Origin of the sequence: Corynebacterium sp. HMSC055G02, assembly GCF_001809065.1 — a bacterium.
GTDB lineage: Bacteria > Actinomycetota > Actinomycetes > Mycobacteriales > Mycobacteriaceae > Corynebacterium > Corynebacterium jeikeium_D.
The window spans coordinates 1-22209 of the sequence record NZ_KV795636.1 but is presented as its reverse complement, the minus strand read 5'-3'; the positions used below and the strand labels follow the sequence as shown (position 1 = coordinate 22209).

21 protein-coding genes are annotated in these 22209 nt (G+C 59.9%); 3 read left to right on the top strand and 18 right to left on the bottom strand.

The annotated features are described in order from the left end of the window. Positions 1-9 precede the first annotated feature (9 nt). Positions 10-1170, top strand: a complete 1161-nt coding sequence (locus HMPREF2547_RS02480) for an alpha/beta fold hydrolase (protein WP_083296847.1) — start codon at positions 10-12, stop codon at positions 1168-1170. Here the strand turns inward: HMPREF2547_RS02480 and HMPREF2547_RS02475 are convergent. Next, on the bottom strand, positions 1167-1562 hold the full coding sequence (locus tag HMPREF2547_RS02475) for a DUF4229 domain-containing protein (RefSeq protein ID WP_070438046.1): 396 nt from the start codon (positions 1560-1562) through the stop codon (positions 1167-1169). The genes HMPREF2547_RS02480 and HMPREF2547_RS02475 overlap by 4 nt on opposite strands. Before the next feature lie 194 nt (positions 1563-1756). On the opposite strand from HMPREF2547_RS02475, the gene HMPREF2547_RS02470 reads away from it, so the two are divergent. Continuing rightward, positions 1757-2023, top strand: a complete 267-nt coding sequence (locus HMPREF2547_RS02470) for a hypothetical protein (RefSeq protein ID WP_016422002.1) — start codon at positions 1757-1759, stop codon at positions 2021-2023. Here HMPREF2547_RS02470 and rfbA read toward each other — a convergent pair. The 17 genes from rfbA to HMPREF2547_RS02385 form a co-directional block, all read right to left on the bottom strand. Then, a complete protein-coding gene (rfbA, locus tag HMPREF2547_RS02465; RefSeq protein ID WP_070604620.1) occupies positions 2020-2895 on the bottom strand; it encodes a glucose-1-phosphate thymidylyltransferase RfbA in 876 nt (291 codons plus the stop codon). The two genes, HMPREF2547_RS02470 and rfbA, sit on opposite strands and share 4 nt — an antisense overlap. A gap of 20 nt (positions 2896-2915) precedes the next feature. After that, positions 2916-3605, bottom strand: coding sequence for a dTDP-4-dehydrorhamnose 3,5-epimerase family protein (locus HMPREF2547_RS02460; protein ID WP_016422000.1), 690 nt, complete (start codon positions 3603-3605; stop codon positions 2916-2918). A 102-nt stretch (positions 3606-3707) separates the two neighbouring features. Then, complete coding sequence (rfbB, locus tag HMPREF2547_RS02455) at positions 3708-4700, bottom strand: dTDP-glucose 4,6-dehydratase (RefSeq protein ID WP_016421999.1); 993 nt, start codon at positions 4698-4700, stop codon at positions 3708-3710. Positions 4701-4752: 52 nt separating this feature from the next. Beyond that, positions 4753-5763 (bottom strand): c-type cytochrome biogenesis protein CcsB, encoded by a 1011-nt coding sequence (gene ccsB, locus HMPREF2547_RS02450; protein WP_016421998.1) that lies wholly within the window; start codon positions 5761-5763, stop codon positions 4753-4755. 172 nt (positions 5764-5935) lie between these two features. Beyond that, a complete protein-coding gene (locus tag HMPREF2547_RS02445) occupies positions 5936-7624 on the bottom strand; it encodes a cytochrome c biogenesis protein ResB (RefSeq protein ID WP_070604618.1) in 1689 nt (562 codons plus the stop codon). A 14-nt stretch (positions 7625-7638) separates the two neighbouring features. Beyond that, on the bottom strand, positions 7639-8499 hold the full coding sequence (locus HMPREF2547_RS02440; RefSeq protein ID WP_042389096.1) for a cytochrome c biogenesis CcdA family protein: 861 nt from the start codon (positions 8497-8499) through the stop codon (positions 7639-7641). Positions 8500-8522: 23 nt separating this feature from the next. Next, positions 8523-9137, bottom strand: coding sequence for a TlpA disulfide reductase family protein (locus tag HMPREF2547_RS02435; RefSeq protein ID WP_016421995.1), 615 nt, complete (start codon positions 9135-9137; stop codon positions 8523-8525). 55 nt (positions 9138-9192) lie between these two features. Further along, positions 9193-9903: a histidine phosphatase family protein gene (locus tag HMPREF2547_RS02430; RefSeq protein ID WP_016421994.1), complete on the bottom strand. Its 711-nt coding sequence runs from the start codon at positions 9901-9903 to the stop codon at positions 9193-9195. A gap of 7 nt (positions 9904-9910) precedes the next feature. Further along, positions 9911-11257, bottom strand: coding sequence for a glutamate-1-semialdehyde 2,1-aminomutase (gene hemL / locus HMPREF2547_RS02425; protein WP_070604616.1), 1347 nt, complete (start codon positions 11255-11257; stop codon positions 9911-9913). 35 nt (positions 11258-11292) lie between these two features. Next, complete coding sequence (locus HMPREF2547_RS02420) at positions 11293-13884, bottom strand: heavy metal translocating P-type ATPase (RefSeq protein WP_070604614.1); 2592 nt, start codon at positions 13882-13884, stop codon at positions 11293-11295. 19 nt (positions 13885-13903) lie between these two features. Next, positions 13904-14284, bottom strand: a complete 381-nt coding sequence (locus HMPREF2547_RS02415) for a hypothetical protein (protein ID WP_016421991.1) — start codon at positions 14282-14284, stop codon at positions 13904-13906. Continuing rightward, the gene (locus HMPREF2547_RS02410; RefSeq protein ID WP_016421990.1) at positions 14281-14925 is read right to left on the bottom strand and encodes a hypothetical protein; all 645 of its coding nucleotides are present in this window, start codon (positions 14923-14925) and stop codon (positions 14281-14283) included. Before HMPREF2547_RS02410 ends, HMPREF2547_RS02415 begins: the two co-directional genes overlap by 4 nt. Positions 14926-14970: 45 nt before the next feature. Beyond that, complete coding sequence (gene hemB, locus HMPREF2547_RS02405) at positions 14971-16029, bottom strand: porphobilinogen synthase (protein WP_049172406.1); 1059 nt, start codon at positions 16027-16029, stop codon at positions 14971-14973. A 47-nt stretch (positions 16030-16076) separates the two neighbouring features. Next, on the bottom strand, positions 16077-17744 hold the full coding sequence (locus HMPREF2547_RS02400; RefSeq protein WP_070546360.1) for a bifunctional uroporphyrinogen-III C-methyltransferase/uroporphyrinogen-III synthase: 1668 nt from the start codon (positions 17742-17744) through the stop codon (positions 16077-16079). Between the two features lie 204 nt (positions 17745-17948). Continuing rightward, complete coding sequence (gene hemC, locus HMPREF2547_RS02395; protein ID WP_049190547.1) at positions 17949-18881, bottom strand: hydroxymethylbilane synthase; 933 nt, start codon at positions 18879-18881, stop codon at positions 17949-17951. Between the two features lie 15 nt (positions 18882-18896). Next, positions 18897-20339: a glutamyl-tRNA reductase gene (locus HMPREF2547_RS02390; RefSeq protein ID WP_042388369.1), complete on the bottom strand. Its 1443-nt coding sequence runs from the start codon at positions 20337-20339 to the stop codon at positions 18897-18899. 224 nt (positions 20340-20563) lie between these two features. Then, the gene (locus HMPREF2547_RS02385; protein ID WP_016421985.1) at positions 20564-20806 is read right to left on the bottom strand and encodes a glutaredoxin family protein; all 243 of its coding nucleotides are present in this window, start codon (positions 20804-20806) and stop codon (positions 20564-20566) included. A 164-nt stretch (positions 20807-20970) separates the two neighbouring features. Between HMPREF2547_RS02385 and HMPREF2547_RS02380 the strand changes: the two genes are divergently transcribed. After that, entirely contained in the window at positions 20971-22095 is a 1125-nt protein-coding gene (locus HMPREF2547_RS02380; RefSeq protein WP_070604613.1) for an HAD family hydrolase, read from the top strand. The last annotated feature ends 114 nt before the right edge of the window (positions 22096-22209 follow it).

The following is a 22209-nucleotide window of genomic DNA, read 5'->3' as shown; positions in this document are numbered from 1 at the left end:
GGGGTACCGATGGACTTCCGCACACTGACGCACAAGGCGCTTGACGACGTCCAGGAGGCCGCAACCCGAGTTGGCGACACAGCAGCCAAGGCTCCAGCTTTCGCCCGCAGCGCTGCTCTGCGCCTGACCAAATCGGGACGACGCCGACTGGCGCTGGAGCACGGCGCGCTGCATTCACAGACCCGTGAACCGGGACTCACCAATCTCACGTCAACCGGCGTGGTGCATATCAAGACCGCACCGGTCACAGCCGAGATTGCGGCCAAGGACGATGAGCGGAAGGCCAGCGACAAGCCGGATGCTGTCACCACCGATATTCCGGTGCACTGGTACGAGGTTGAACCTAGCGAACCCGCCAAAGAACCCGTGACCATCGTCTTCGTCCACGGCTTCACCCTGGCTGGCGAGTCCTGGTACCGGCAGTTCAACGCGCTGCGGAAGTCGCACCCGGAAGCACGCCTGTTGACTATGGATCTGCGCGGCCACGGCCAGACCGGTGCGGTTCCGGCTTCACTCTGCACGGTCGAAGGGGCTGCGGCCGATGCGCTTGCCGTGATCGCGGAACGTGCCGCGACCGGCAAGCTCATTGTGGTTGGGCATTCGCTAGGCGGTTTGATTGCACTGCACATGGTGCGGGCTGCCGAGGAGAGCATTCGCCGTCGGATCGCGGGCGTAGTGTTGATTTCCACGTCTATCGACAAGCTGGCCGCCCAGGGTGTGCCGCAGATTCTGGCGTCCCCGGTGGCGGATGCGGCGCGCAATGCAATTGAGTCCTCGCCGAAGGAGATTCGCAAGTTCCGCGAGGCAATCGCGTCACTGATGGCGCCGTCGTTGGCGGTGGCGGTGTTCGCCCGGCGCACGGACTACGAGATCATCGAGTTCCACGCGGCCATGATTAATGAAACACCGCTGGAAACTTTCGTGGGATATCTCGACGACCTGCAGGATCACGACGAGTTCGCGGCCGGACCTTACTTGGCGAGCTTGCCAGGAGCGGTACTGGTGGGCACGAAGGACGATGTCACTCCGCGCAAGCAAGCAGACCTAATTATGGAAAAGTGGCCGGACGCCGAACTGGTTGAAGTCGACGGGGCCGGCCACATGTTGCCGCTGGAGGCGCCTGAAGCGGTGAACCGGGCAATCGAGCGGGTGCTGGAGAAGGTGCGCTAGTTTTCCTCGCGGTCCTTAATCTGCTGCGCAATGTATTCCTTGTGCGCGCGGCGGTTCTCCGACCACACTGCAACAGACTCATTGGCCTGGACGCGCAGCTTCGGGAACACAAAAACCGACAGCGGCATCGCAATAATCAGTGCGAACACAGCCGTAATTGCAGCCGGAATCTGCACATTAACGAGGTAAATAATCACGAGCAGAATGAAGAACAGCACCAGGAATAGCAGCAGGCGCGCAAGGCCGTACCAGAACAGACCCTTCATGGCATTGCCGCGACCAGCATTCTTGGAGCTAGGAGCTGACTGCTTCGGAGCTGCTGAAGCCGGAGCCTGAGTCGCCTCCACTTCAGCCTCAGAAGCCAACTTGTCCTGCTCTGCTGGATTGGTCATTAAACCCTCACCTCTACGTGTTACGCCTGTACTGCGCCCCGGGCGTTGTTAGCGTCCATGGCTGTTCGTGTCCAACGTTCCTTTGTACCCTAACGAACTCTGTACGCCGTACCGCATGCAGTGCGATACCCCTCGTGGGCACTACGGGACTCGTTGCGTATTCTAGTCGGTAAATCCAGGAGGTTAGCTATTACATGGGTCGGCTCATTCTGCTGCTGTTCATCATCCTTGTCGTAGTCATGCTGTGGAAGGCATTTGGCCCCGGCAGTCGCGGCAACGGCATGCGACGTATTTCCGCTCCGCAACCGGAACCCCGTCCGCTCGCTCCCGACGATGATCCGGAGTTTCTCTGGAAGCTCAAGAAGGCCGAATTCGATCGCCGTAAACGTGAGCAGGAGCTGCAGGAGCGGCGCGAACGGGAGCAGGACGACAACCCCGATAATCCCGGCGAAACTGACTAAACGTCCTTGCCACGCAGCAACAACTGCTGTAGATATTCCCCGTAGCCACTGGCGCTGAGGGCGTCGGCACGCGCGCTAAGCGCAGCATCGTCAATGAATCCCATGCGCCACGCCACCTCTTCCGGCGAGCCAATCTTTAGCCCCTGCCGCTGCTCAATCGTGCGCACGAAATCACCCGCGGCCATCAGATTGTCCACCGTGCCCGTGTCCAGCCATGCCGTGCCGCGCGGCAGCACCTCTACCTGCAGTTTCCCGCGCTCCAAGTAGGCGCGGTTAACATCCGTGATTTCCAATTCGCCGCGTGACGACGGTTGCAGCGAGCGAGCTATTTCTACAACCTCGGCATCATAGAAGTACAAACCAGGCACCGCGAAATGGCTGCGTGGTTTCTTCGGTTTCTCCTGGATCGCCACGGCTTTGCCGCTTTGGTCGAAGTCCACGACTCCATAGGCTGTGGGATCTGCGACCCAGTAGGCGAAGATCGCTCCGCCATCGACGTTATGGAAGCGGCGCAGCTGCGTGCCCAAGCCAGCACCGTAAAAGATGTTGTCGCCGAGGATGAGGGCAACGGAGTCATCGCCGATGTGGTCCGCACCGATGATGAACGCTTCAGCGAGACCACGGGGCTCGTCTTGGGTGGCAAAGGTGAGGTTGAGGCCCCACTGCGAGCCGTCGCCAAGCAAGCGTTCAAACTGCGGGGCATCATGTGGCGTGGTGATGACGAGGATGTCCCTGATTCCCGCTAGCATCAGCGTGCTCAGCGGGTAGTAGATCATCGGCTTGTCATAGACGGGAACCAGCTGCTTGCTTACGCCAAGTGTGATGGGAAACAGCCGAGAGCCCGTACCACCTGCGAGGATGATGCCCTTCATAGTGCTCGCGCCTTTCTGCCTTACTGCCCGGCCGCTTCGTTGGCGATTGCCCACTCGTCGCGAGCCATGTTCTCAAGATCCTTGCAGTCAAACTCACTGGGGAGCTTATTGCCCTCGGCCTCGAACTGCTCGATAGTCGGAGCCTTCTGATCGCGCTCGGAGAGAATCATGTCCGCGTCGGTGAGACCACCCTTGGCCAGCAGCGCAGCCAGGTCAATTCCGAGAGTCGGGTCCTGGATGCTAACAGCACGCTCTGCCTCCGGGTTGTAACCGGTGGAAGTGAGGTAAGTGAGCACAGAGTCGTCGGCAAGCGAGACGAAGCCATGTCCGATGCCGTTGGGCAGATAGACCACTCGGCGGGTCTTGCTGTCGAGCTCGAAAACCTCGACCTTGCCGAAGGTATCGGAGCCGCGACGCAGGTCAACCGCAATGTCGAGGATGTGGCCCGCGGGACAAGTAACCAGCTTCGCCTGGCCGGGGTGGCCATCTGGCGCGGTGCTGACGTCAGCGAAGTGCAGGCCACGGACAACGCCTGCGGCGGAGACACTCATGTTGGCCTGCTCCGGGAAGAACGGGTAGCCCGTGGCCTCGGCGAATGCGTCGAGGCGATACCACTCGTGGAAACTACCGCGGCTGTCGCCGTGGATGACCGGTTCGAAGGTGAAAACGCCGTCGATAGAAGTGGGCTGGAATGTGCTCTTAGGGCTCATGGGTAACAAGTGTAGACGGGGCGCCCGGGCTGAGGCTGTGGCACGCGTTGAGTGTGCACTGAGTGTGCGTTGAGGGTTCGCTAGGCATGCCCCAGCAGCGAACTACAACTCCTGCTCGCGCTCCGCGTAGCCAGCCTCAGCGGCATCGTAGGCCGCCGCCCACCAGGACTCGTTGGCGCGATACCAGTCGATGGTCTCGGCGAGCCCCGCGGAAAAGTCTTGGTAGCGCGGCTGCCAGCCAAGGCTGCGGATGGATGCGGGGTCAATCGCATAACGACGGTCATGCCCCGGGCGGTCAGTGACATGGACAAAGTCGGACCGCTCACGACCGAAGCCCTCCAGGATGTCTCCGACCACGTCGAGGTTGGAACGCTCGCCATCGGCACCAATCAGGTAGGTCTCCCCCACCTCGCCAGAATCCAAGATTGCCCAGACCGCGTCGTTGTGGTCATCGACGTGAATCCAGTCCCGAACATTCTCGCCAGTGCCGTACACGCGAGGGCTACGACCGCGCAACAGACCACAGATCTGGCGGGGAATCAGCTTCTCCGGATGCTGCCTCGGCCCGTAGTTGTTCGAGCAGTTACTAATCGTCGCAACCAACCCGAAGCTGCGCACCCACGCCCGGACAAAGTGATCCGCTGAAGCCTTGGAGGCCGAGTAGGGGCTGGAGGGTTTGTACGCGGTGGCCGTCGTAAAGCGTGCTGGATCGTCGAGAGCGAGATCGCCGAAGACCTCGTCGGTGGAGATGTGGTGAAGGCGGACGTCGTGGGTGGCGCAAGCCTTGGCCAGATTCACGGTGCCCATGACATTAGTGGTGACGAAGGGATCGGCATCCACCAGCGAATTGTCGTTATGGCTCTCTGCGGCGAAGTGGACGACCACGTCGAAGCGGGGCACGAGGCGATCGATCAGCTCCGCGTCACGAACATCGCCGCGGATGATTTCACAGTCCGCGCCATCCAAGCTCGCAGGGTTCGCGGCATAGGTGAAAGCGTCCAGCACCGTGACATTCACATCGGGCCGTGTAGCCAGAGTGCGGAGAACGAAGTTGGAACCAATAAAGCCGGCACCACCGGTGACGAGAACGCGCATGGAAGCGATTCTAGTTCACCCGGCGATGCCGGCTTTGTACAAGTGTGAAGACTTAGTTCAGACCAGCGTAGGAGTGCAGGCCCGAAACCACCTGGTTGATGAAGAAGAGGTTGAACACCATGGTGGCAAAACCGAAGATGTTGATCCACGCGGCCTTGGTATTACGCCAACCCGAAGTCGCGCGAGCGTGCAGGTACAGGGCGTAGATAATCCAGGTAATCAGCGCCGTGGTCTCCTTCGGGTCCCAGCCCCAGTAACGACCCCATGCGGACTCGGCCCAGATAGCGCCCAGCACAATGCCCAGACCGAACAGTGGGAAGGACCAAATAGCGGTGCGGTAAGCAATCGCATCCAGCTTTTGAGCATCCGGCAGCGGCGCGACCAGTTTGCCCAGGAAGCCCTTTTCCTTGCCCTCGCGGTTGTACATCCGCAGCATGTAGAGAATCGAGGCAACACCGGAAATCAGTGCGATACTGCACCCGATAGAAATAATCGAGACGTGAACCGGAATCCAAATCGACTGCAGTGCCGGCACCACCGGAGCAGCCTCAACATATAGGTTCTTACCACCGTAAAACATCAGCGCCAGAATCGGAGCCAACAGCCACGGCCAGAACACACGCATGGTTTCACGATGCAGTACGCCAGCTGCAATTGCCATAGCAAAGAGGATTGAAACTGATACGTACTCGTAGAGGTTGCCCCACGGGAAACGCTGCACGGCCAGGCCACGCAGCAGCACCGATGCAAAGTGCACGGCCACCCCGACGTAAATCAGCATTTCCGTCACAACGCCGAGTCGGTTCGTCAGCACCTGGTTCTTAGGCTCGCTTGCCGACGACTTCGTCGCCGACTCCCCCGAGTCAGCAACACTAGCGGTGGTAGCTCCCTCACCCGCACCGGCGGCTACCAGCTCGCGTTCCGCAACCTGGCTTTTCGCTTCAGCGGCCGCGATACGACGACTGTAGTAGGCAATGGAAATAACAAAGGCCACAAGATAAAAGGCGAAGGCCGTGAAGTACGACCAGTCCGAAAACTGCGCCAGTGTCTTATTGACGAGCATGTACTTGGCTCCAAAGTGTGGAATTAGCGGAATACTTCTTCAAACCCTAGTACTAAAGCAGGACTAAGCAAAAGGGGACCGGGGACACGGGGGACGCAAAAATGCGCGGAGGCGCAATTCTCGCCCCCGCGCATTCACCCTGCAGTAATGATGGACCAGACTTAGTGGTCAGTTAGCTTTTGTCCTTGTCGTCCGCGCTCTCGTCGGTCGCAGCATTGTTGTCAGCAGCATCCTCGTCATCACTGTCACGTTCCAGGATGTCATCTACGATGTACTGGAACTCCTCGCCCCAACCTGCCTTGTCGGTGCGGGCAAGGCCACCGAACTCAACGCGAGTGCGGCCATCTTCCAGCGGGAACATGCGCACCCAAACACGTCGGCGCTTAATGCCCAACGAAAGAACCATGCCCGCCAGTGCGGCCACAGTTGCCACCAGCACCCAGAACTGCGTGGGATCGTGCGAAACCTGCAAGTTGACGAATTCCTTCGCACCGAGGAATTCAATCTTGGTGCCGTCGGCAAGCTCGGTGGATTCGCCCTGCTTGAGGTTGACGCGGGCTTCCTTAGCCAGCTGACCCGAGTGCATCAGATCGCGGTCGAGGGAAAACAGCCCCTGCGAACGACCGGTGTCCAAGCCCGCGTCGCCGCGGTAGATGTCGACAGCCACGGCCGGGTCTTGCATCGCCGGGTAAGAGGACTGCAGCAGAGCACCCTTTTCACCAGTAAACTCCGCGGTCGGAGCGAACAGTCCCTCGATTGCAATCTGGTTCTGGCGGCGCTCGAACAAGTCCGGGTACATGCCTGCTGGTGGGTCGAAGCGCAGCGCACCAGAGGACAGGAAGAAGGTCGGATCATCCGGACGGAACTGGACAATCGACGTACGCGACTCGCCATTCGGCCAGGTCACCTTAAAGGCCGGGGCAAAGCCGTGCCCCTGCAGGTACACACGGTCACCGGCGACGCGCAGCGGATGGTTGACCTGCAGCGTGGTCTTTTCCCACTCATCGACCGGCTTGCGCATATCCTCTTCTTCTGCGAATCGGATATGAGAGGTAAACATCTTGGCCTGACCGTTCGGCAGGTAATCGGCGAAGAAGTCATCGACCTGAATACAGAACGGGTTCAGAGTTGTACCGTCGAAGGTGTTTCCCGAGCGCAGCGAGTCATAGTTCGCCGCAGCGGTGTTACAGAACGGAACGCCCACCGCGCTATTGACGTTGTCGTCAGAAATCTCGGTGCCGGTGTTGGTCAGCAAAATGACCTGACCCTCGTAATAGATCATGCGGCCCAAGCCGACGATGATAATCAGCAGCGCAATGCCCAGGTGGAACACCAGGTTGCCAAACTCACGCAGGTATCCCTTCTCCGCGGAAAAGGATCGTGCCCCAGCGCGATCTTCATCTGCTGGAGTCTCGGTCAACGCCCACTTGTTCAGGCGCTCACGCACCCGCTTAGAAACTTCATCCGCAGAGGCATCGACCACGGCTTCGTCGTGAAGCGGAAGACGCGCCAACCGTTTCGGCGCCTTGGCCGGTGGCGTCTTCATGGCCTTGTAGTGGTCGATGGTGCGCGGAATAATGCAGCCAACCAGGGAAATCAGCAGCAATGCCACGATGGCGACGAACCAGACGGACGAGAAGACATCGAAAAGCTGCAGCTTATCCATGATCTCGGCGGTCTTGCCGTTGGCGGCTAGATACTGGTCGACCTTGTCCTTATTCAGCGAGCGCTGTGGCAACAGGGCGCCCGGAACCGCTGCGAAAGCGAGGATGAACAGCAGAATCAGCGCTGTGCGCATGCTGGTCAACCAGTTCCAGACCTGCTGGAAGGGCTGTCGTACCTTATTCCAATTCACCGACATCGAAAAATCTTTCACTAAATTGGCGTTACCGTATCAGTAATAAAAGCGGCCTGAACCCAGGCAACAAAAACATCCCACAGTCCCGTGACCAGGGCAATTCCGACCAGCACCAGCGCCACACCACCGATGAGCTGAATAGTTCGCGAGTGCTTACGCAGGAAGTCCACTCCACGCATCGCGCGTGCCGACCCCAGCGCCACCAAAATGAACGGCAGCCCCAGCCCCAGGCAGTAAGCGATAATCAGCGCCACTCCCCTGGCCGCGGTCATACCCTGCGTGCCCGCGGACACCGAAATAATTGCAGTCAGCGTCGGGCCCAGACACGGCGTCCACCCCAGCGCGAACACCGCGCCAAGCAGTGGCGCTCCCAGCCACGTGGTCCAGCGCTTCGGCGCCATGCGGGTGTCCTTCTGCAGCGCCGGCACCATGCCCATGAAGGCGAGTCCCATCACGATGGTCACCACGCCACCGACAATCGTCAGCGTGCGCGCCTGCAGACGCAGCGTGGACACGAGCCCGAAAATTGAGGCCGACCCCAGCACGAAAATGACAGTGAAGCCCAGCACGAACAGCAACGCAGCCAGGCCGACGCGGGCAGTTGCGGAACGCTTGCCACGCCCTCCATCGCCGTCACGCTTATCGACGGCGGTTGCGTCCGCAGTGCCCGTCGTCAAGCCCTGGCCCTGCGCCCCCGATGCTCCGGAAATACCGGTGAGATACGAGACGTAACCGGGCACGAGCGGAATGACGCACGGGCTGGCAAACGAGACGAGACCAGCCAGCGCAGCAGCGAGCAGGCCTAATAGGATGGGACCGCCGGTGGCGGCGTCGGCGAACTGCTGGCCGATGCCATCGGCAAGATAAATCGTGTCCATGGCAAGAGTTCCCATGCTGGGGCCTAGCCCTCCGCCTTCACTTCATTAACAGCCTTCATCAGCATGGTGTGATCGACCTCGCGGAGGAAGACCTTGGCCGGGCGGTGCTGCTTGTCCAGAATGATGGTTGTCGGAATCACCGAAGCCGGGATGCCGCCGAGTGCGCTGGCGTTGACGAAGGCCGGGTCATAGATGGACGGGTAGGTGATGCCGTTGTCCTTCACAAAGTCGATGGGAGCCTGGCGGACATTGTCGCGGACGTTGATGCCGAGAACGGTGCCGATACCTTGCTCTTCCATCTGTTCCTGGACATACTGCAGGTCATCCGATTCGGATCGGCACGGTGCGCACCACTGCCCCCAGGCGTTTAGGACCACAATCTGGTCCTTGAAGTCATCGAGGGAGATTTTCTTGTCGTCGTCCTCTAGAGAAGGACCGAACACCTTGCCGACCGGTTTGCGCTCCTCGGGTGCGTAGTCAATGATCTGCTGACCCCCTGGAGAAACAAACTCGAACTGACCGCCGACGGCAACGGCATCGTGTCCCACTGAATCTCCGGGGTTACATGCTGCGAGCGACAGAGACAGAGTTGCTGCCGCTAGCGTTGCTGCAATTCGGGACGATGAGACCTTGGCCACTTGGGGTGCCACCTTCCGGGGGTCAGTGAAACTTCAACAAAACTATTTATTCACCTTACAGGTGACCGGCCGGTTCACTGTAGCGCACGTCGACAATGGTGTCGCCGACGAAGACCAAGGAGGTCACGCTGGCCAGATCGCACTGCCTAGTTGCCGGGTTGTGGGCGAGCTTCAAGTACCGCGCACGACGCTGAGCTGCAATGATGCACAGCTGGTGTGTCACCAGCACCGCTTCCGCTCCCTCGGCGGCCTCGCGGGCTCGCTCGATGGCGTGGAACATACGGTCCGCGATCTCCTCGTAGGGCTCGCCCCAGCTGGGCACGCTCGGACGACGCAGTCGTGGCCAGTACTTCGGATTCCACAGTGCGGAGTCAATGCCCTTGATGTGCAAACCCTCAAAGGAGTTGCCAGCCTCCAGCAAATCTTCATCCAGGGTCGGCTTCATGCCGATTACCTCGGTGAAGGGCCGTGAGGTTTCCTGCGTGCGCTGCAGCGGAGAGCAGGCGAAGTAGCGGATGTCGTGGCCTTCGAAGGACGCGGCCGTGGCCGCTGCCTGACGCTGACCGCGCTCAGACAGGTGCCAGCCGGGCAGGCGACCGTAGAGAATCTTATCCGGGTTATAAACCTCGCCGTGGCGGACGAGATGTACGACCGTGGTCTTGGCGTGCTTTGTTGCACGCTTAGACGCCTGGTTTTCCGGCGGTGTCGGCTGCGATTCCTGCTGTGCTGCCTGCTGCTCGGCCTGCGAATTGGTCTTGTTCGACACGTGTCACCTACTCCGGCTTGGCGGCTGCCGCCGCCTCGGCCGCGCGGGCTGCTGCACGCTCGATGATTTCGAAGTCGGCGTCGGTCAGCGCAGCGGAGACGAACCAGGTCTCGTAGCAAGAAGCCGGCGGGTAGACACCATTGGCCAGTAGGGCGTGGAAGAAAGCCGGGTAGCGGAAAGTATCCGCTGCCTGCATCTGCTCAAAGTTATGGCCCTCGCCCTCGGCGAAGCGTGGCGAGAGCATCGTGCCCGCACGCTGAATGTGGTGGGCCACGCCCTGCTTGGTCAGGGCATCGGACAGAATCGTGGCCAGGCGATCTGCATTGGCTGCGACGGTGTCATAGACATCCTTCGTGGCATTCTCCAGGTTGGCCAGGCCAGCTGCCATAGCGACCGGGTTACCGGAGAGTGTGCCTGCCTGGTACACCGGACCGTTCGGAGCCAAGTACTCCATGACGTCGCGGCGACCACCGAAGGCAGCTGCCGGCAGACCACCGGAGACGACCTTGCCGAAGGTGGTCAGGTCACCGGCCACACCATCAATGCCGTACCAGCCGTTGTAGGAAGCGCGGAAGCCAGTCATGACCTCATCGAGAATCAGCAGTGCGCCGTCTGCGTGGCAGACTTCCTTCAACTTCGCGTTGAAGTTGTCCTGCGGTGCGACGGTACCCATGTTGCCCGCTGCCGCCTCAGTGATGACACAGGCAATCTCGCCCGGGTTCTCAGCGAATGCGGCCTTGACGGCCTCAATGTCGTTATAAGGAACAACAATGGTGTCGGCAGCCGATGCACCGGTGACACCCGGCGAATCCGGCAGACCAAAAGTAGCGACACCGGAACCGGCCGATGCCAGCAGCGCGTCCACGTGACCGTGGTAGCAGCCGGCGAACTTGATGATCTTGGAACGGCCAGTGAAACCGCGAGCCAGGCGTACTGCGGACATAGTGGCCTCAGTGCCGGAGTTGACCAGACGCACCTCATCTACCGACGTGCGCTCAACGATGTGACGAGCCAGGTCGGTCTCAGCCGTCGTCGGAGCGCCGAAAGACAAACCGCGAGTGGCGGCGCTCTGAACGGCCTCCACCACTGCCGGGTGCGCGTGGCCCAGAATCATTGGACCCCACGAGCAGACCAAGTCCACATATTCGTTACCATCAACATCCACGATACGAGAGCCCGCGGCGTGGTCAATGAAACGTGGGGTGCCACCGACGGAACCGAAGGCGCGGACCGGCGAGTTCACGCCACCCGGCGTCACTGCCTGAGCCTGCGTAAAGAACTCTGCCGAACGATCGGTGAGCTCAACGTTTTCTGGGACATGAGGAGCATTAATGTCTTGAGTCACGGTGACCATCGTAGACGGCCACTCGGATGAAGAGCTACCCTGCCCTACCAACGTCCCAGCTTCACCCTGAATAGATGCTTGCGGCGAGAGGACACTCGACGGGATCGCCAGTCGATCCACAAGCTGGAGAAAATCATCAAAAGCGATGCCAGCAGCGGGTGAATCATACCGGTCATACCCAGCAGGATGACCGCAACGTTGTAGAACCACGCAAAGTAGATGTTGGAGTCCATCATCCGCACCACAGCACGTGCGATTTCAATGGCCTCCGGAATCGACAACACGTTGTTCCGCAGTGCCACGACATCGGCGTAATCAACATCAAGATTCTGATTGCCTTCGGTGTTGTCCATCAAAACACCCACGTCAGCGGCACGCAGAGAGTCCCGGATGTCCTTGTCGCCAACCATCACGACAGTCTCGCCGTCACTGTGGACCGAACGCACCGCAATGGCCTTGCGGGAGGCAATGATGCCCGCGAATACTCGTGAGATATTCAGCCGGTCAGCAAAACGACGGGCTACTGGATACGGATCTCGCGTGATCATCATGGTGTCCACGCCCATATCCTCAAGCTGGTCAATGCTCTCGACCGCATCGGGCTTAATGTCCTCACCAATGGTGATGACACCACGGACCTTGCCACGCCACGACACCACCATCGGAGTACCGCCACTGAGCGCAGCCACGGCCATTTTCTCGCTGAGTGCAGTGAGATCACGCGGACGCCAAACACGCCCCTCAACAAAGCGCATCTCCAACTTGTCGTCCGAGTCCTTCACCGGGATCTCTACCTGGCCAACGAACGCACCGTCTTCCGCAATTGCGACGTGTACAGTCTCAATCCAGTGCGGCACCTCGCCACCGCCGGAACCGGCGTCGCGGGATACACGGCACGCGCGCACGATTGCCGCTGATGCCGGGTGGTTGCTCTCCATCATGAGAGCGCCCGCCACACGCAGAACCAGATCCGGATTTTCATTGCGCTCAGCGGCGACACCGAGCACGTGGGTGTCACCCTCGGTCAGCGTTCCAACTCGGTTAAAAATCACCACATCGGCAGCGGCCAGCTTTCGGAAAGTCTCATTGCCACGAATCAAGATTCCGTTACTAGCACCGGCCAGAATCCCGATGCGCTGCACGGTCGACGTAGACATTGCCAATGCCACCGGCGCGATGCCCGAGAGCATAGCCAGCGCCACCGCGAGGGCACCGCTCATCGTGCCAGTCGCCAGCCACCAGCCGCAAAAAGCCACGCCCGCCAACGACAGCGTCCATGGCACCAGCTCTGATGCCGAGTGCACTGCGGTCTGGTGCATCACCGTTTCTTCTCGAACCGCTTGACGAAGCCAGCGCGCTATCGATGACGCCCGGGTCTTGAAACCGGTGCGTTCCACGCGCACCTTGAGCTCCGAATCCAGGTTGATTGCACCGGCCCAAACCTTGGAATTGACCTTGACCTTCTGCGGTTCAACGCCGATACCGAGTAGCTGCGCATCCATCGTGGACGCACCACCGATGACTGAGCCATCAACCGGAATCACCGAGTGCGGTGGAACCACGATGTCATCACCGATATTGAGCTCCGCGACCGTCACCTCCACCCGTTTCGGCTCCGCGGATTTAGCGCTCTTGCGCACGACTGTCACGTTTCGCTCAGCTGGAATGCGCAGGTTGCGCAAGATTTGTCCAGTACGCACCTTGTTGTAGCGCGTAAACATGCGACCTGTTAGCAACAGCACAGTCAGGCCGCACGCAACGTCGAAAAACACCTCTGCCGAGGCGCTTTCCCGGTAGTTGAAAGCAAACCAAGTGGGCGCAGTGGTATATCCAATCTGTCCCGCGGGACCAAAGATAAGCTGCGCTAGCGACCACAGCCACGCCAGCAGGATGGCAATGGAGCTCGCCCCATCCAGCGCCGACATCCGCCGACGCAGGGACGCCGCCATTGCCCGGTGGAACGGCCAACCACCCCACCACACCACAATCGTGGTCAGCACAAGACACATCCACTGCCAACCCGGGAACTGCCAGTTGACGTTCAACGACGTCACCAGCACCGGAATCGATAGGAACAGGCTTCCCCAAAAGCGTTGCTTGGTCACCAGTTCACGCGCCGTGAACAGTACTTCCGCGCCACCGCCGCTTCGGCGCAAGGCCGCTTCACGACGGCGAATGCGCTCCTCCTCATTCTGTTGAGCGGCAGCCGGAACAGCGGGACGGCGATGTTGTGACACATCCAGCCGAGTTGCACGACGCCGAAGCGTGCTGCGCGTGAGGTACGACTCGACCCCAATTTCGCGGAGAGCTTCGATGAACTGATTCGGATCGATGGTATCGGGCGCGGTAATCCACGCGCGTCCGGGCTTGTAGACCACAGAGGCGGTCACATCTGGAAAGGATTCCAAAACATGCTCAGCACGCTCAGCGCTCTCGGCGTTTTCCAAGTTTTCCAGGATGAGTGCGAAAGCTGTGTTGGACTGGCCTCTGCGGTGTGCAAGCCGCTGATGGGCACTTTCTTCGTCGATGTCCTGACGGCTTCGTGGCAATGCCTTACGAGCAGCGACCTTGGCATCCACAATCGCTTGTTCAACGCGATTGTCCAGAGAGAAATCAAACTCACCGATGTCACTCATGGCCTTTGAAACTTTCCGTCTAATCCTGTGGCTGGTTGGCGCGCGTGAGCGCTAATTCACGATAGAGCAACAGTAGTCCACACGCCATCGCCAGGCTGGGCGCGATAACCCATACAGTCAGCGCTCCAGCCATAATGGCAAAGAACATGGCGAGAGCCGTGATAATCACCATGATGAGCAGGCAGTTCCGGGAGAGTTTGAACTCAGTGGCCGTCGGCAAGCAGCCGCTACCAATAAGCGAGCAGACCAGCGTCACACCGGCGACGATGTAGATATCGCGGCCAACGGCGGCGGGAGCCTGCGAATAGTCGCCGGTGACCAGTATCAAGCTCAGGACAATCTGGGCGATGAGCGCGACGAAGAGCACCCACTGCCAGGGCCGACTCGGCAGGGACATCATCGCTTGGACTCCTCAGGCTGCTTGGATTGCTTGGGCTGTGACTGGCCCAGCTGCTGTTGCCGCTTTGGATCAGCGCCATGCTTCGACGCTCTCGGCAGATGCGATTCCGGAGCGGACGGGGTCCACGGTTTCGACGGGCGCTGATGATCGAAGTAGTCCTTGGATTCCTTCGAAGCGGCGAGCACTAGACCCGCTACCGCGGCAGTGGCCGAGGCGATTCGCACAATTCCGCTGATAAGAACGAGGGATGCCGGCACTCCCGATTCTGAAGCCGTAGAAGAGAAGAAGGACATCAGCGCCGACAGTGCCAGGTAAAGCGAGCCGATAACCAGCACGGTGCGAGCACCTTCGCTCCCCTTGCGCATTCGCTCGATAATGGCGAAGAACGCGATGCAAAGCCCCACTGCGAAAAAGAACGCGATAACGATAGTCGCCTTCATGGCAGCATCAATCTGGCCCTCGCTGAAACCCGGGAAATTCTCCTTAGCGGTTGAGGGGCTCATCAGCATTTCCGGATGCAGCCAGTAGGTCACCGTAGCTACCGCAGCGACGAGCAGCTGCAACACGGCCGTAACCCGCCACGCCTGCCTAGCTCCCTCGACCTGCTCGGGAATTGCGGGCTTCTTCTCTTCTTTAGTCATCCGTCCACTTCTCGATATTTGCTACTGCACGTTCACCCGAGCGAATTAGAACTGGGCGCGCAGCTTCTTCGCCAAGTCCACCGCTGCGTAGGTCAAAATCTGCTCCGCACCGGCACGGCGAATGCTCAGTACTGCCTCCATCATCGCAGCATCCAGGTCAATCCACCCGTTGGCGGCAGCGGCGTGAATCATCGCGTACTCACCAGAGACCTGGTAGGCGGCAACCGGCACCGGCGACATATCCGCGACCTCGCGCAGAATGTCCAGGTAGCTCATGGCCGGCTTGACCATCACCATGTCCGCACCTTCGTCAACGTCGAGCTGCACTTCAAGCAGGGACTCACGACGGTTTGCAGGATCCTGCTGGTAGGTACGGCGATCACCCTGCAGCGAGCTGCCCACAGCTTCACGGAATGGACCGTAGAAGGCGGAGGCGTACTTTGCCGAGTACGCCATGATGGAGACATCCTCATGGCCAGCGGCATCCAAGCCCTCGCGAATTGCGGCAATCTGGCCGTCCATCATGCCCGAAGGGGACACGATATGGGCACCGGCGTCGGCCTGCGCAACGGCCATCTTGATGTAGTTAATCAGCGTGCGGTCATTCTCAACGACCGTGTTGCCGAAGCGGTCCTTGCCCAGCACACCACAGTGGCCGTGGTCAGTGAACTCATCCAGGCAGGTGTCGGCCATAATCAAAATGTCATTCCCGAACTCGTCGCGGAGACGACGCAGGGCACGGTTGAGTACGCCCTCCGGATTCCAGGACTCAGAGCCCTCGCCGTCCTTGTCCGCATCCAGCGGGACACCGAAGAGGTCAACTGCCGAGATACCTGCCTCAACAGCCTCGCGCACAGCTTCTACCAGGGAGTCCTCGGTATGCTGCACTACCCCGGGCAGGGAGCTGATTGGCTTCGGCTCATCAATCCCATCTGCAACAAACATGGGCAGGATGAGATTTTTCGGAGTCAGTGTCGTCTCCGCCGTCATCGCACGCATCACCGGGTTGGTGCGCAGCCTGCGTGGGCGACGAATCGGGAGAGGAAATCCAAACTGTTCGAGATCGATTTCGCGGGATGATTCAGAAGCTCCAGATGTAGTCATAAAGACAACCTTAATCAAAACGCGAACTCGCTCCGGTACGCCCCTGCTCAGTCCTTGGTTTTACGCGAACGACGACGCTTCTTGCGCGGTGGTGGCAGCTGCCCTGCCGCCCGCAGTTGCGCAACATGCTCTGCCAGCGCATCCACCAGCTCCGGGATGCTTGCGCGCTCCGGCACGACATCTACCCGCAGGCCGTACTCGCGAGCCGTGGCTGCGGCCATCGGCCCGATGCAGGCAATGATGGTGCGAGCATGCGGCTTACCCGCGATGCCGACCAGGTTCTTCACCGTCGACCCCGAGGTGAAGCACACTGCGTCGAAGCCACCGGACTTAATCATGTCGCGGATATCCGCACTCGGTGGCGCTGCCCGCACGGTACGGTAAGCGACCACATCATCAACTTCCCAGCCCAGGTCAATCAGACCGTCGACAAGCACATCGGTGCCGATATCGGCGCGCGGCAGCAGCACGCGGTTGACCGGATCGAGATCCTCGATGTACTCCGGGAACACGTCGACAATGCCCGCGGCATTTTGACGAGTGTCATCCGGAAGCAGCTCCGGAGTGATGCCGAGATCGCGGATGGCAGCGGCGGTGCGATGGCCGACGGCTGCGATGCGGACCCCAGCGAAGGAGCGCGCGTCCAAGCCGAATTCCTGGAACTTCTCCCACACTGCGGTGACGGCGTTGACGGAAGTGAAGACAACCCACTGGTAACGGCCGTCGACAAGCCCCTTGATGGCGCGTTCCATCTGCGCCGGGCTGCGCGGTGGCTCGATTGAGATGGTCGGGACCTCAATCGGGATGGCGCCGTGCGCAACGAGACGGGCACTCATCGGGCCTGCCTGCGCCTTGGCACGTGGGACCAGCACCTTCCATCCGTAGAGAGCGCGGTTTTCCCACCATGAGTACTTCGAACGATTGTCCACACCCTTGCCAAGCGTGACCACCAGCGGACCGGTCAGGTCACCCGAGAGCTGCGCCAAGGTGCCCAGCGTGACGTCGTAGGTGCGCTGCAGACGAGTCGTACCGTTGACAGTCACCGACACCGGCAACGACGACGGCAGGCCGCGTTCGCCGAGCTCAGTTGCAATGGCGGACAGGTCGTCCTGCACGGCCTGCAGTACCAGCGGCTGCGGTGCCTGGGCCAGCTCGTCCCAGTCCACATCGGCGCGATCGAGATCGGTCTCCGTGTACGTCGAGCCCAACGCGATACCGGCAAATGCCGGGACGGTGGAGGGCACGGACATGCCAGGGACGATCTGGAACTCAACATCGGCGTGCGAGACCTCGTTGATTTCGGCCAGCAGCGAATCGTTGGTCAGCGGATTGCCTGCCACCAAACGCACCACGTCATTGCCTTTAGCGGCTTCCTCGACGAGCAATTCTGCCATCTTCTTGGGATCGTCGATAGGCGTGCGCAGATCTGCGGCGGTCGGTGGTGCCGGACGCGGCGGCTTACGACGAGATCCCTTGGCCTTGGCTGCGGCGCACATGCGCTCGTACTCTTCCTCGGCTTCCTTCAGCAGCTCGGGAGGAACAGGCACATCGGTTGCGACGAGCTCTCGAACCCCCGGCATGACATCGGCGTCGACGTAGGCGATAGCGGTGTCTGCGAGAATCTCACGGGCGCGAAGCGTCAGCAGGTCGGGATTTCCAGGACCAGCGCCGACGAACAGGATGCGTCCCGTTGCTGAGGGGAGGGAGGTGTTCATCGTTGCGGAGTGATTTCTTTTCTATTGGTTGTTCACTTTTCGTGCCGATGAGTCTCTAAGGAAGAAAGCGGACATGCGCCAACGCATGTGAGGGGCAGGTAGATACCTGAATCTCACATGCGAGCACACGAAGGAAACCCTTATCCCAACGGCATGCATACAGGCCTATTAGCATAAAGGGTTTGAGCCAAATTAACTAACCGGCTACTTTTGAGATTCCCGCAGGGTATCGCCCATTACCTCATGAGCACCCCGTTCGAGCAGGGCCGCCGCAACCTTCCGGCCAAGCTCATCGGCCTTATCCACGTTTGCGGTAGCGGTCTCGAGCAACTGACGCGAACCGTCGAGTGCGAACACCCCCGCCTGCAGGGTGAGTTCACCACTGTCGCTCACGGTTGAGTAGGCCGCGACCGGAGCGGTGCAGCCCGCTTCCAGCTCATTGAGTACCGCGCGCTCAGCGACAGCCCGGGCATGGGACACCGGGTGGTCAATCTTGCGCAGAATATCCACAATTTCGCGGTCAGCAGTGCGGCACTCCAGCGCCAGGGCGCCCTGAGCCGGGGCTGGCATGAGGACATCCACATCCAGGGATTCCGCAATCTCTCCGAGGCGACCCGTGCGCTCCAGCCCAGCGCGAGCCAGAATGACAGCGTCCAAGTCCTCAGAGACGCGCCCCATGCGGGTTTCGATGTTTCCACGCAATGGTACAAGTTCCAGATCGGAGCGCAGCGCACGCAGCTGAGAGACACGACGCGGCGCGGAGGTACCCACACGAGCCCCCTCAGGCAGGTCCATCAGCGGCGTGGCATCGCGGGAAATCAGCGCTTCTCGCGGATCGACGCGCTCCGGCACGGCTGCGACCATCATGTCGTCTTCCGGCAGGGTCGGCAGGTCCTTAAACGAGTGCACGATAATGTCGCACACCCCCTCGCGGAGTGCATGACGCAGCGCCTGGGTGAAGACACCGATGCCAATCTTTTCCACCGGGTCGTGGCGGTTATGGTCACCGGCGGTCTTTACAATCACCAGCTCTGCAGGCTGTCCCAGCTCAATCAGTGCATCACGGACGTGACCGGCCTGTGTCGTGGCCAGTTCCGAGCCCCTGGTACCGATACGAATAGTCGCTGGGTCAGGCATGTTTCCCTCCGGGTGTTAATTTTTGGTGGTTTCAGCAACGCCTTCAATGATGGCACTACTGTCAAGACCATACTGCTCAAATCCCTGCATCCGCCCAATTCGGCCCTCTACCATGAGATCTGCGGGGATATCGGTGTCAGCATACAGGCCAGAGGGGGTGGATAGGGGCAGGTCGAAGAGCTTCTGCAGGGCAAGCGCGTAGTTGCCACCACCCTGCTGGCTAGAAAGCTTCTTGACCTGCACCGTTGGCGCGTGCAAGAGCTTATCGACGACGCGGCGAACCGTGGATTCGACCTCGCGACGTTCCTTTTGAGTAAGACCCGGTGTCTTCGCCTCCAAGCGAGCGAGCTCAGCCGCCGCCACATCTGCCGCACGCTCACGCAGAGCACGAACAGTCGGTGCTACCTCGCTTGCGCGCTGCGCCGTGAGGTAGGACTCCAACTCTTCGGCCACAATGTCGCGCGCTGCAGCCTCATCATCACGACCCGGAACCTCCGTGCGAGTCATCTGCAGCAATTCGATGTTGAAGAGTGCGATCCCCTCAAGCCCGGAGACATCCTCCGCGACGTCGCGAGGCATAGACAAATCGACGATGGCGAGCGGGCCGTGGTCGACAACATCTGCAGCTGAGACCACTGGCGTCATGGCTCCGGTGGCACTGACGAGAATGTCCACATCATCGAGGACATCAGCGAAATCATGCAACGCAATAGCAGTAGCGGGGATGCCCGCTTCGATCGAGTGGTTAGCCAGGTTCTGCGCCCGGTCAACGGTGCGGTTGGCAATAATCAGACGATCAATGCCGCAGCGCCCCAGGTAACTGGCGGCCAGCGAACTCATCGCACCGGCGCCGAGGATAAGGGCCGAACGTCCGGCCAGAATATCGGTACCCTCAGCGACGTCAACACCAGAGTTGAACCCAGGATGCAGCGCAGCAATCGCCTCGTCGATGGCCACGGAGACCATCGATGCGCCCGCATTATCAATCAGTGTTTCGCTGTGGACTCGCTTGCCTGTGTGCAGCGCCTTCTGCGCCAAGTCATGCAGCATGCGGCCGACGGTGCCGGCTTCGTCCGCTTCCTGGTAAGCATTGCGAAGCTGACCGATAATCTGCTGTTCCCCCAGCACCATCGAGTCAAGACCAGCACACACCGAGAAGGCATGCTCCGCTGCGGCCTGTGCGTACCGCACATAGAGGTGCGGTGTCAGTTCATCGAGTTCGAGCCCAGTACGACCGACAATTTCACGGACCACGGCCGATAGGCCAGAGTGGAAGCCGTTGGCCACCACGTAGTACTCAACGCGGTTACAGGTCGACAACAGCATCGCTTCGCTGATCGCTTCATCCGCGACCAGCCGAGCCAAAATGGCCTCTCGCTCAGTTTCACCGACGGAGACCTTTTCAAGAAGGGTCACCGGTGCAGACCGGTACGACATTCCGACGAGAAGCACACTCACCGCTCAATCACCGCTCTATTGCTCCTTCACAGGCCCCGCTACGGGCTTTTTCACACAGCTATGACTGTTAACGCTAGACAACTCCGCCATCTCGTCACAACAAAGGCATACTTTACTTAGTCTCTACCTCGATGTTCGCAGCACTCCCCTACTTCTTTGCCGCTACTCCACATTCTGCCATGTCTCCGCAGCTCCTAGCAGTTCGGCAGAGTTGTCTCCCGAACTTATTCGGCCTCCGCTATCGCTTCCAGGAGTTCATCATCATCGATTTCCCAGCAAGCGATCTCCTCATCATTGACCAAAATCACCGGCACGCGATCGCCAAATTCCATGGCCAAGTTCGGATCGGTATCGACATCTTCCACCTGGAACTGCGCATTTTGGTCCCGAACTAGCGGCTCAATCTGCGCAATCACTCGGGCGCACGAACCGCACGTCTTCCTACTCATCACCGTCACAGTCACCATAACGGCCAGTCTAAAGGTCGACTGTTTCGCTTTACGACGTCCCCCTCCCCACACTTCCCCTGCAAAAGTGACTCTTCTTATCCTTGCCCCATCCGCTCCTTGAATCTCAGCGCGCAGCTTTGCCTAAAGACCGGATACTATTCAACAAGAGCTTCCGATAACGGATGTCGGTTGCATACACCGTGGAAAGAGATTTTCGTGCCGTGAGTGAGTTCAGTGCCGACAACCGCTCCCCCTTCCCCATCGACATGCTGGGTGACCTTGCGTCCTCGCAGGGTAACGTCCGCAACTTCCTCGAGCAGGTAGTTCTCGCTCCGCTCAATGACGAAGCACAGGAGGAAGCTGGTGCTGCAGCGGCTGCCAATGCACTGGAAGCTCTCGGCGAAGTCTACGACGTCGGCGGCGAAGAACTGGCTACGGGATTTCGCAGTGTAGCTGGTGCCGAAGATGCCGCTGGCGGTGCCCGTGTGCTCTCGCAGCCCATTCCAGGTGTCGAACGCGATCAGGGCGCAGCCGCTTTCTTCGATGTGGACAACACGCTTGTCCAAGGCGCATCAATCTTCCTCTTTGCCATGGGTTTGGTCGAGCGCGGCTTCATCAAGAAGCGTGATTTGGCCGGCATGATTTGGAAGCAGCTGAAATTCCGAATCTCAGGCGCGGAAAACGCTGCCGACGTAGCTAAGGCCCGTGAACAGGCATTGGAGTTTTTCGCCGGCCACGATGTGGATGAAATGGTCAAACTCGGCGAAGAAATCTTTGAAGAAAAGATCAGCGACCGCGTTTACCAGGGCACCCGCGATCTTGCGGAATTACATATCCAGGCTGGCCAAGAGGTCTGGCTGGTCACCGCCACCCCGGTGCAGCTGGCCCAGGTTATCGCTAAGCACATCGGACTGACCGGCGCCCTTGGCACGGTCGCCGAGGTCAAAGATGGCAAGTTCACTGGCCGCCTGGTAGGCGATATTCTCCACGGCCCGGGTAAGAAGCACGCGGTGGCAGCTCTGGCAGCCTCTTCCGGGTTGGACATGTCTCGCTGCACGGCATACTCAGATTCCGCCAACGACATTCCCATGCTGTCCATGGTGGGCACCGCCGTGGCCATCAACCCGGACCGCAAGTTGCGGAATTACGCCCAGAAGATGGGGTGGACTATCTACGACTATCGCCACTTTCGCTCCGCAACCTTCGCCACGATGCGGTGGCTCTCGATCGGAGCACTGCTGGCAGGAGCTGTCGGGGGCGCGGGACTCGTCGGCAAGCGACTGTGGGACGCGAACAAGGAAAGTTAAACGCTGCTAGGCGCACTCGAGAGTTAGTGACTGCGTTTATGACAAAAATGGCTCGAAAAATGGCATGAAAGTGTCATAAACGGGTTAAGTAGCAAAAAGTGTGTCTGACTTTCA

Bases quoted from the DNA above. Each gene is read 5' to 3' on its own strand.
- HMPREF2547_RS02380 (WP_070604613.1), top strand. From the start codon at position 20,971: ATGTCGGTTGCATACACCGTGGAAAGAGATTTTCGTGCCGTGAGTGAG.
- HMPREF2547_RS02480 (WP_083296847.1), top strand. From the start codon at position 10: ATGGACTTCCGCACACTGACGCACAAGGCGCTTGACGACGTCCAGGAG.
- HMPREF2547_RS02475 (WP_070438046.1), bottom strand. From the start codon at position 1,562: ATGACCAATCCAGCAGAGCAGGACAAGTTGGCTTCTGAGGCTGAAGTG.
- rfbA (WP_070604620.1), bottom strand. From the start codon at position 2,895: ATGAAGGGCATCATCCTCGCAGGTGGTACGGGCTCTCGGCTGTTTCCC.
- HMPREF2547_RS02415 (WP_016421991.1), bottom strand. From the start codon at position 14,284: ATGATGTCCCTGCCGAGTCGGCCCTGGCAGTGGGTGCTCTTCGTCGCG.
- hemL (WP_070604616.1), bottom strand. From the start codon at position 11,257: ATGGTCACCGTGACTCAAGACATTAATGCTCCTCATGTCCCAGAAAAC.
- HMPREF2547_RS02385 (WP_016421985.1), bottom strand. From the start codon at position 20,806: ATGGTGACTGTGACGGTGATGAGTAGGAAGACGTGCGGTTCGTGCGCC.
- HMPREF2547_RS02440 (WP_042389096.1), bottom strand. From the start codon at position 8,499: ATGGACACGATTTATCTTGCCGATGGCATCGGCCAGCAGTTCGCCGAC.
- HMPREF2547_RS02400 (WP_070546360.1), bottom strand. From the start codon at position 17,744: ATGAACACCTCCCTCCCCTCAGCAACGGGACGCATCCTGTTCGTCGGC.
- HMPREF2547_RS02445 (WP_070604618.1), bottom strand. From the start codon at position 7,624: ATGTCGGTGAATTGGAATAAGGTACGACAGCCCTTCCAGCAGGTCTGG.
- hemB (WP_049172406.1), bottom strand. From the start codon at position 16,029: ATGACTACATCTGGAGCTTCTGAATCATCCCGCGAAATCGATCTCGAA.
- HMPREF2547_RS02420 (WP_070604614.1), bottom strand. From the start codon at position 13,884: ATGAGTGACATCGGTGAGTTTGATTTCTCTCTGGACAATCGCGTTGAA.
- rfbB (WP_016421999.1), bottom strand. From the start codon at position 4,700: ATGCGCGTTCTCGTCACCGGTGGTGCCGGCTTTATTGGTTCCAACTTC.
- HMPREF2547_RS02410 (WP_016421990.1), bottom strand. From the start codon at position 14,925: ATGACTAAAGAAGAGAAGAAGCCCGCAATTCCCGAGCAGGTCGAGGGA.
- hemC (WP_049190547.1), bottom strand. From the start codon at position 18,881: ATGCCTGACCCAGCGACTATTCGTATCGGTACCAGGGGCTCGGAACTG.
- ccsB (WP_016421998.1), bottom strand. From the start codon at position 5,763: ATGCTCGTCAATAAGACACTGGCGCAGTTTTCGGACTGGTCGTACTTC.
- HMPREF2547_RS02460 (WP_016422000.1), bottom strand. From the start codon at position 3,605: ATGAGCCCTAAGAGCACATTCCAGCCCACTTCTATCGACGGCGTTTTC.
- HMPREF2547_RS02470 (WP_016422002.1), top strand. From the start codon at position 1,757: ATGGGTCGGCTCATTCTGCTGCTGTTCATCATCCTTGTCGTAGTCATG.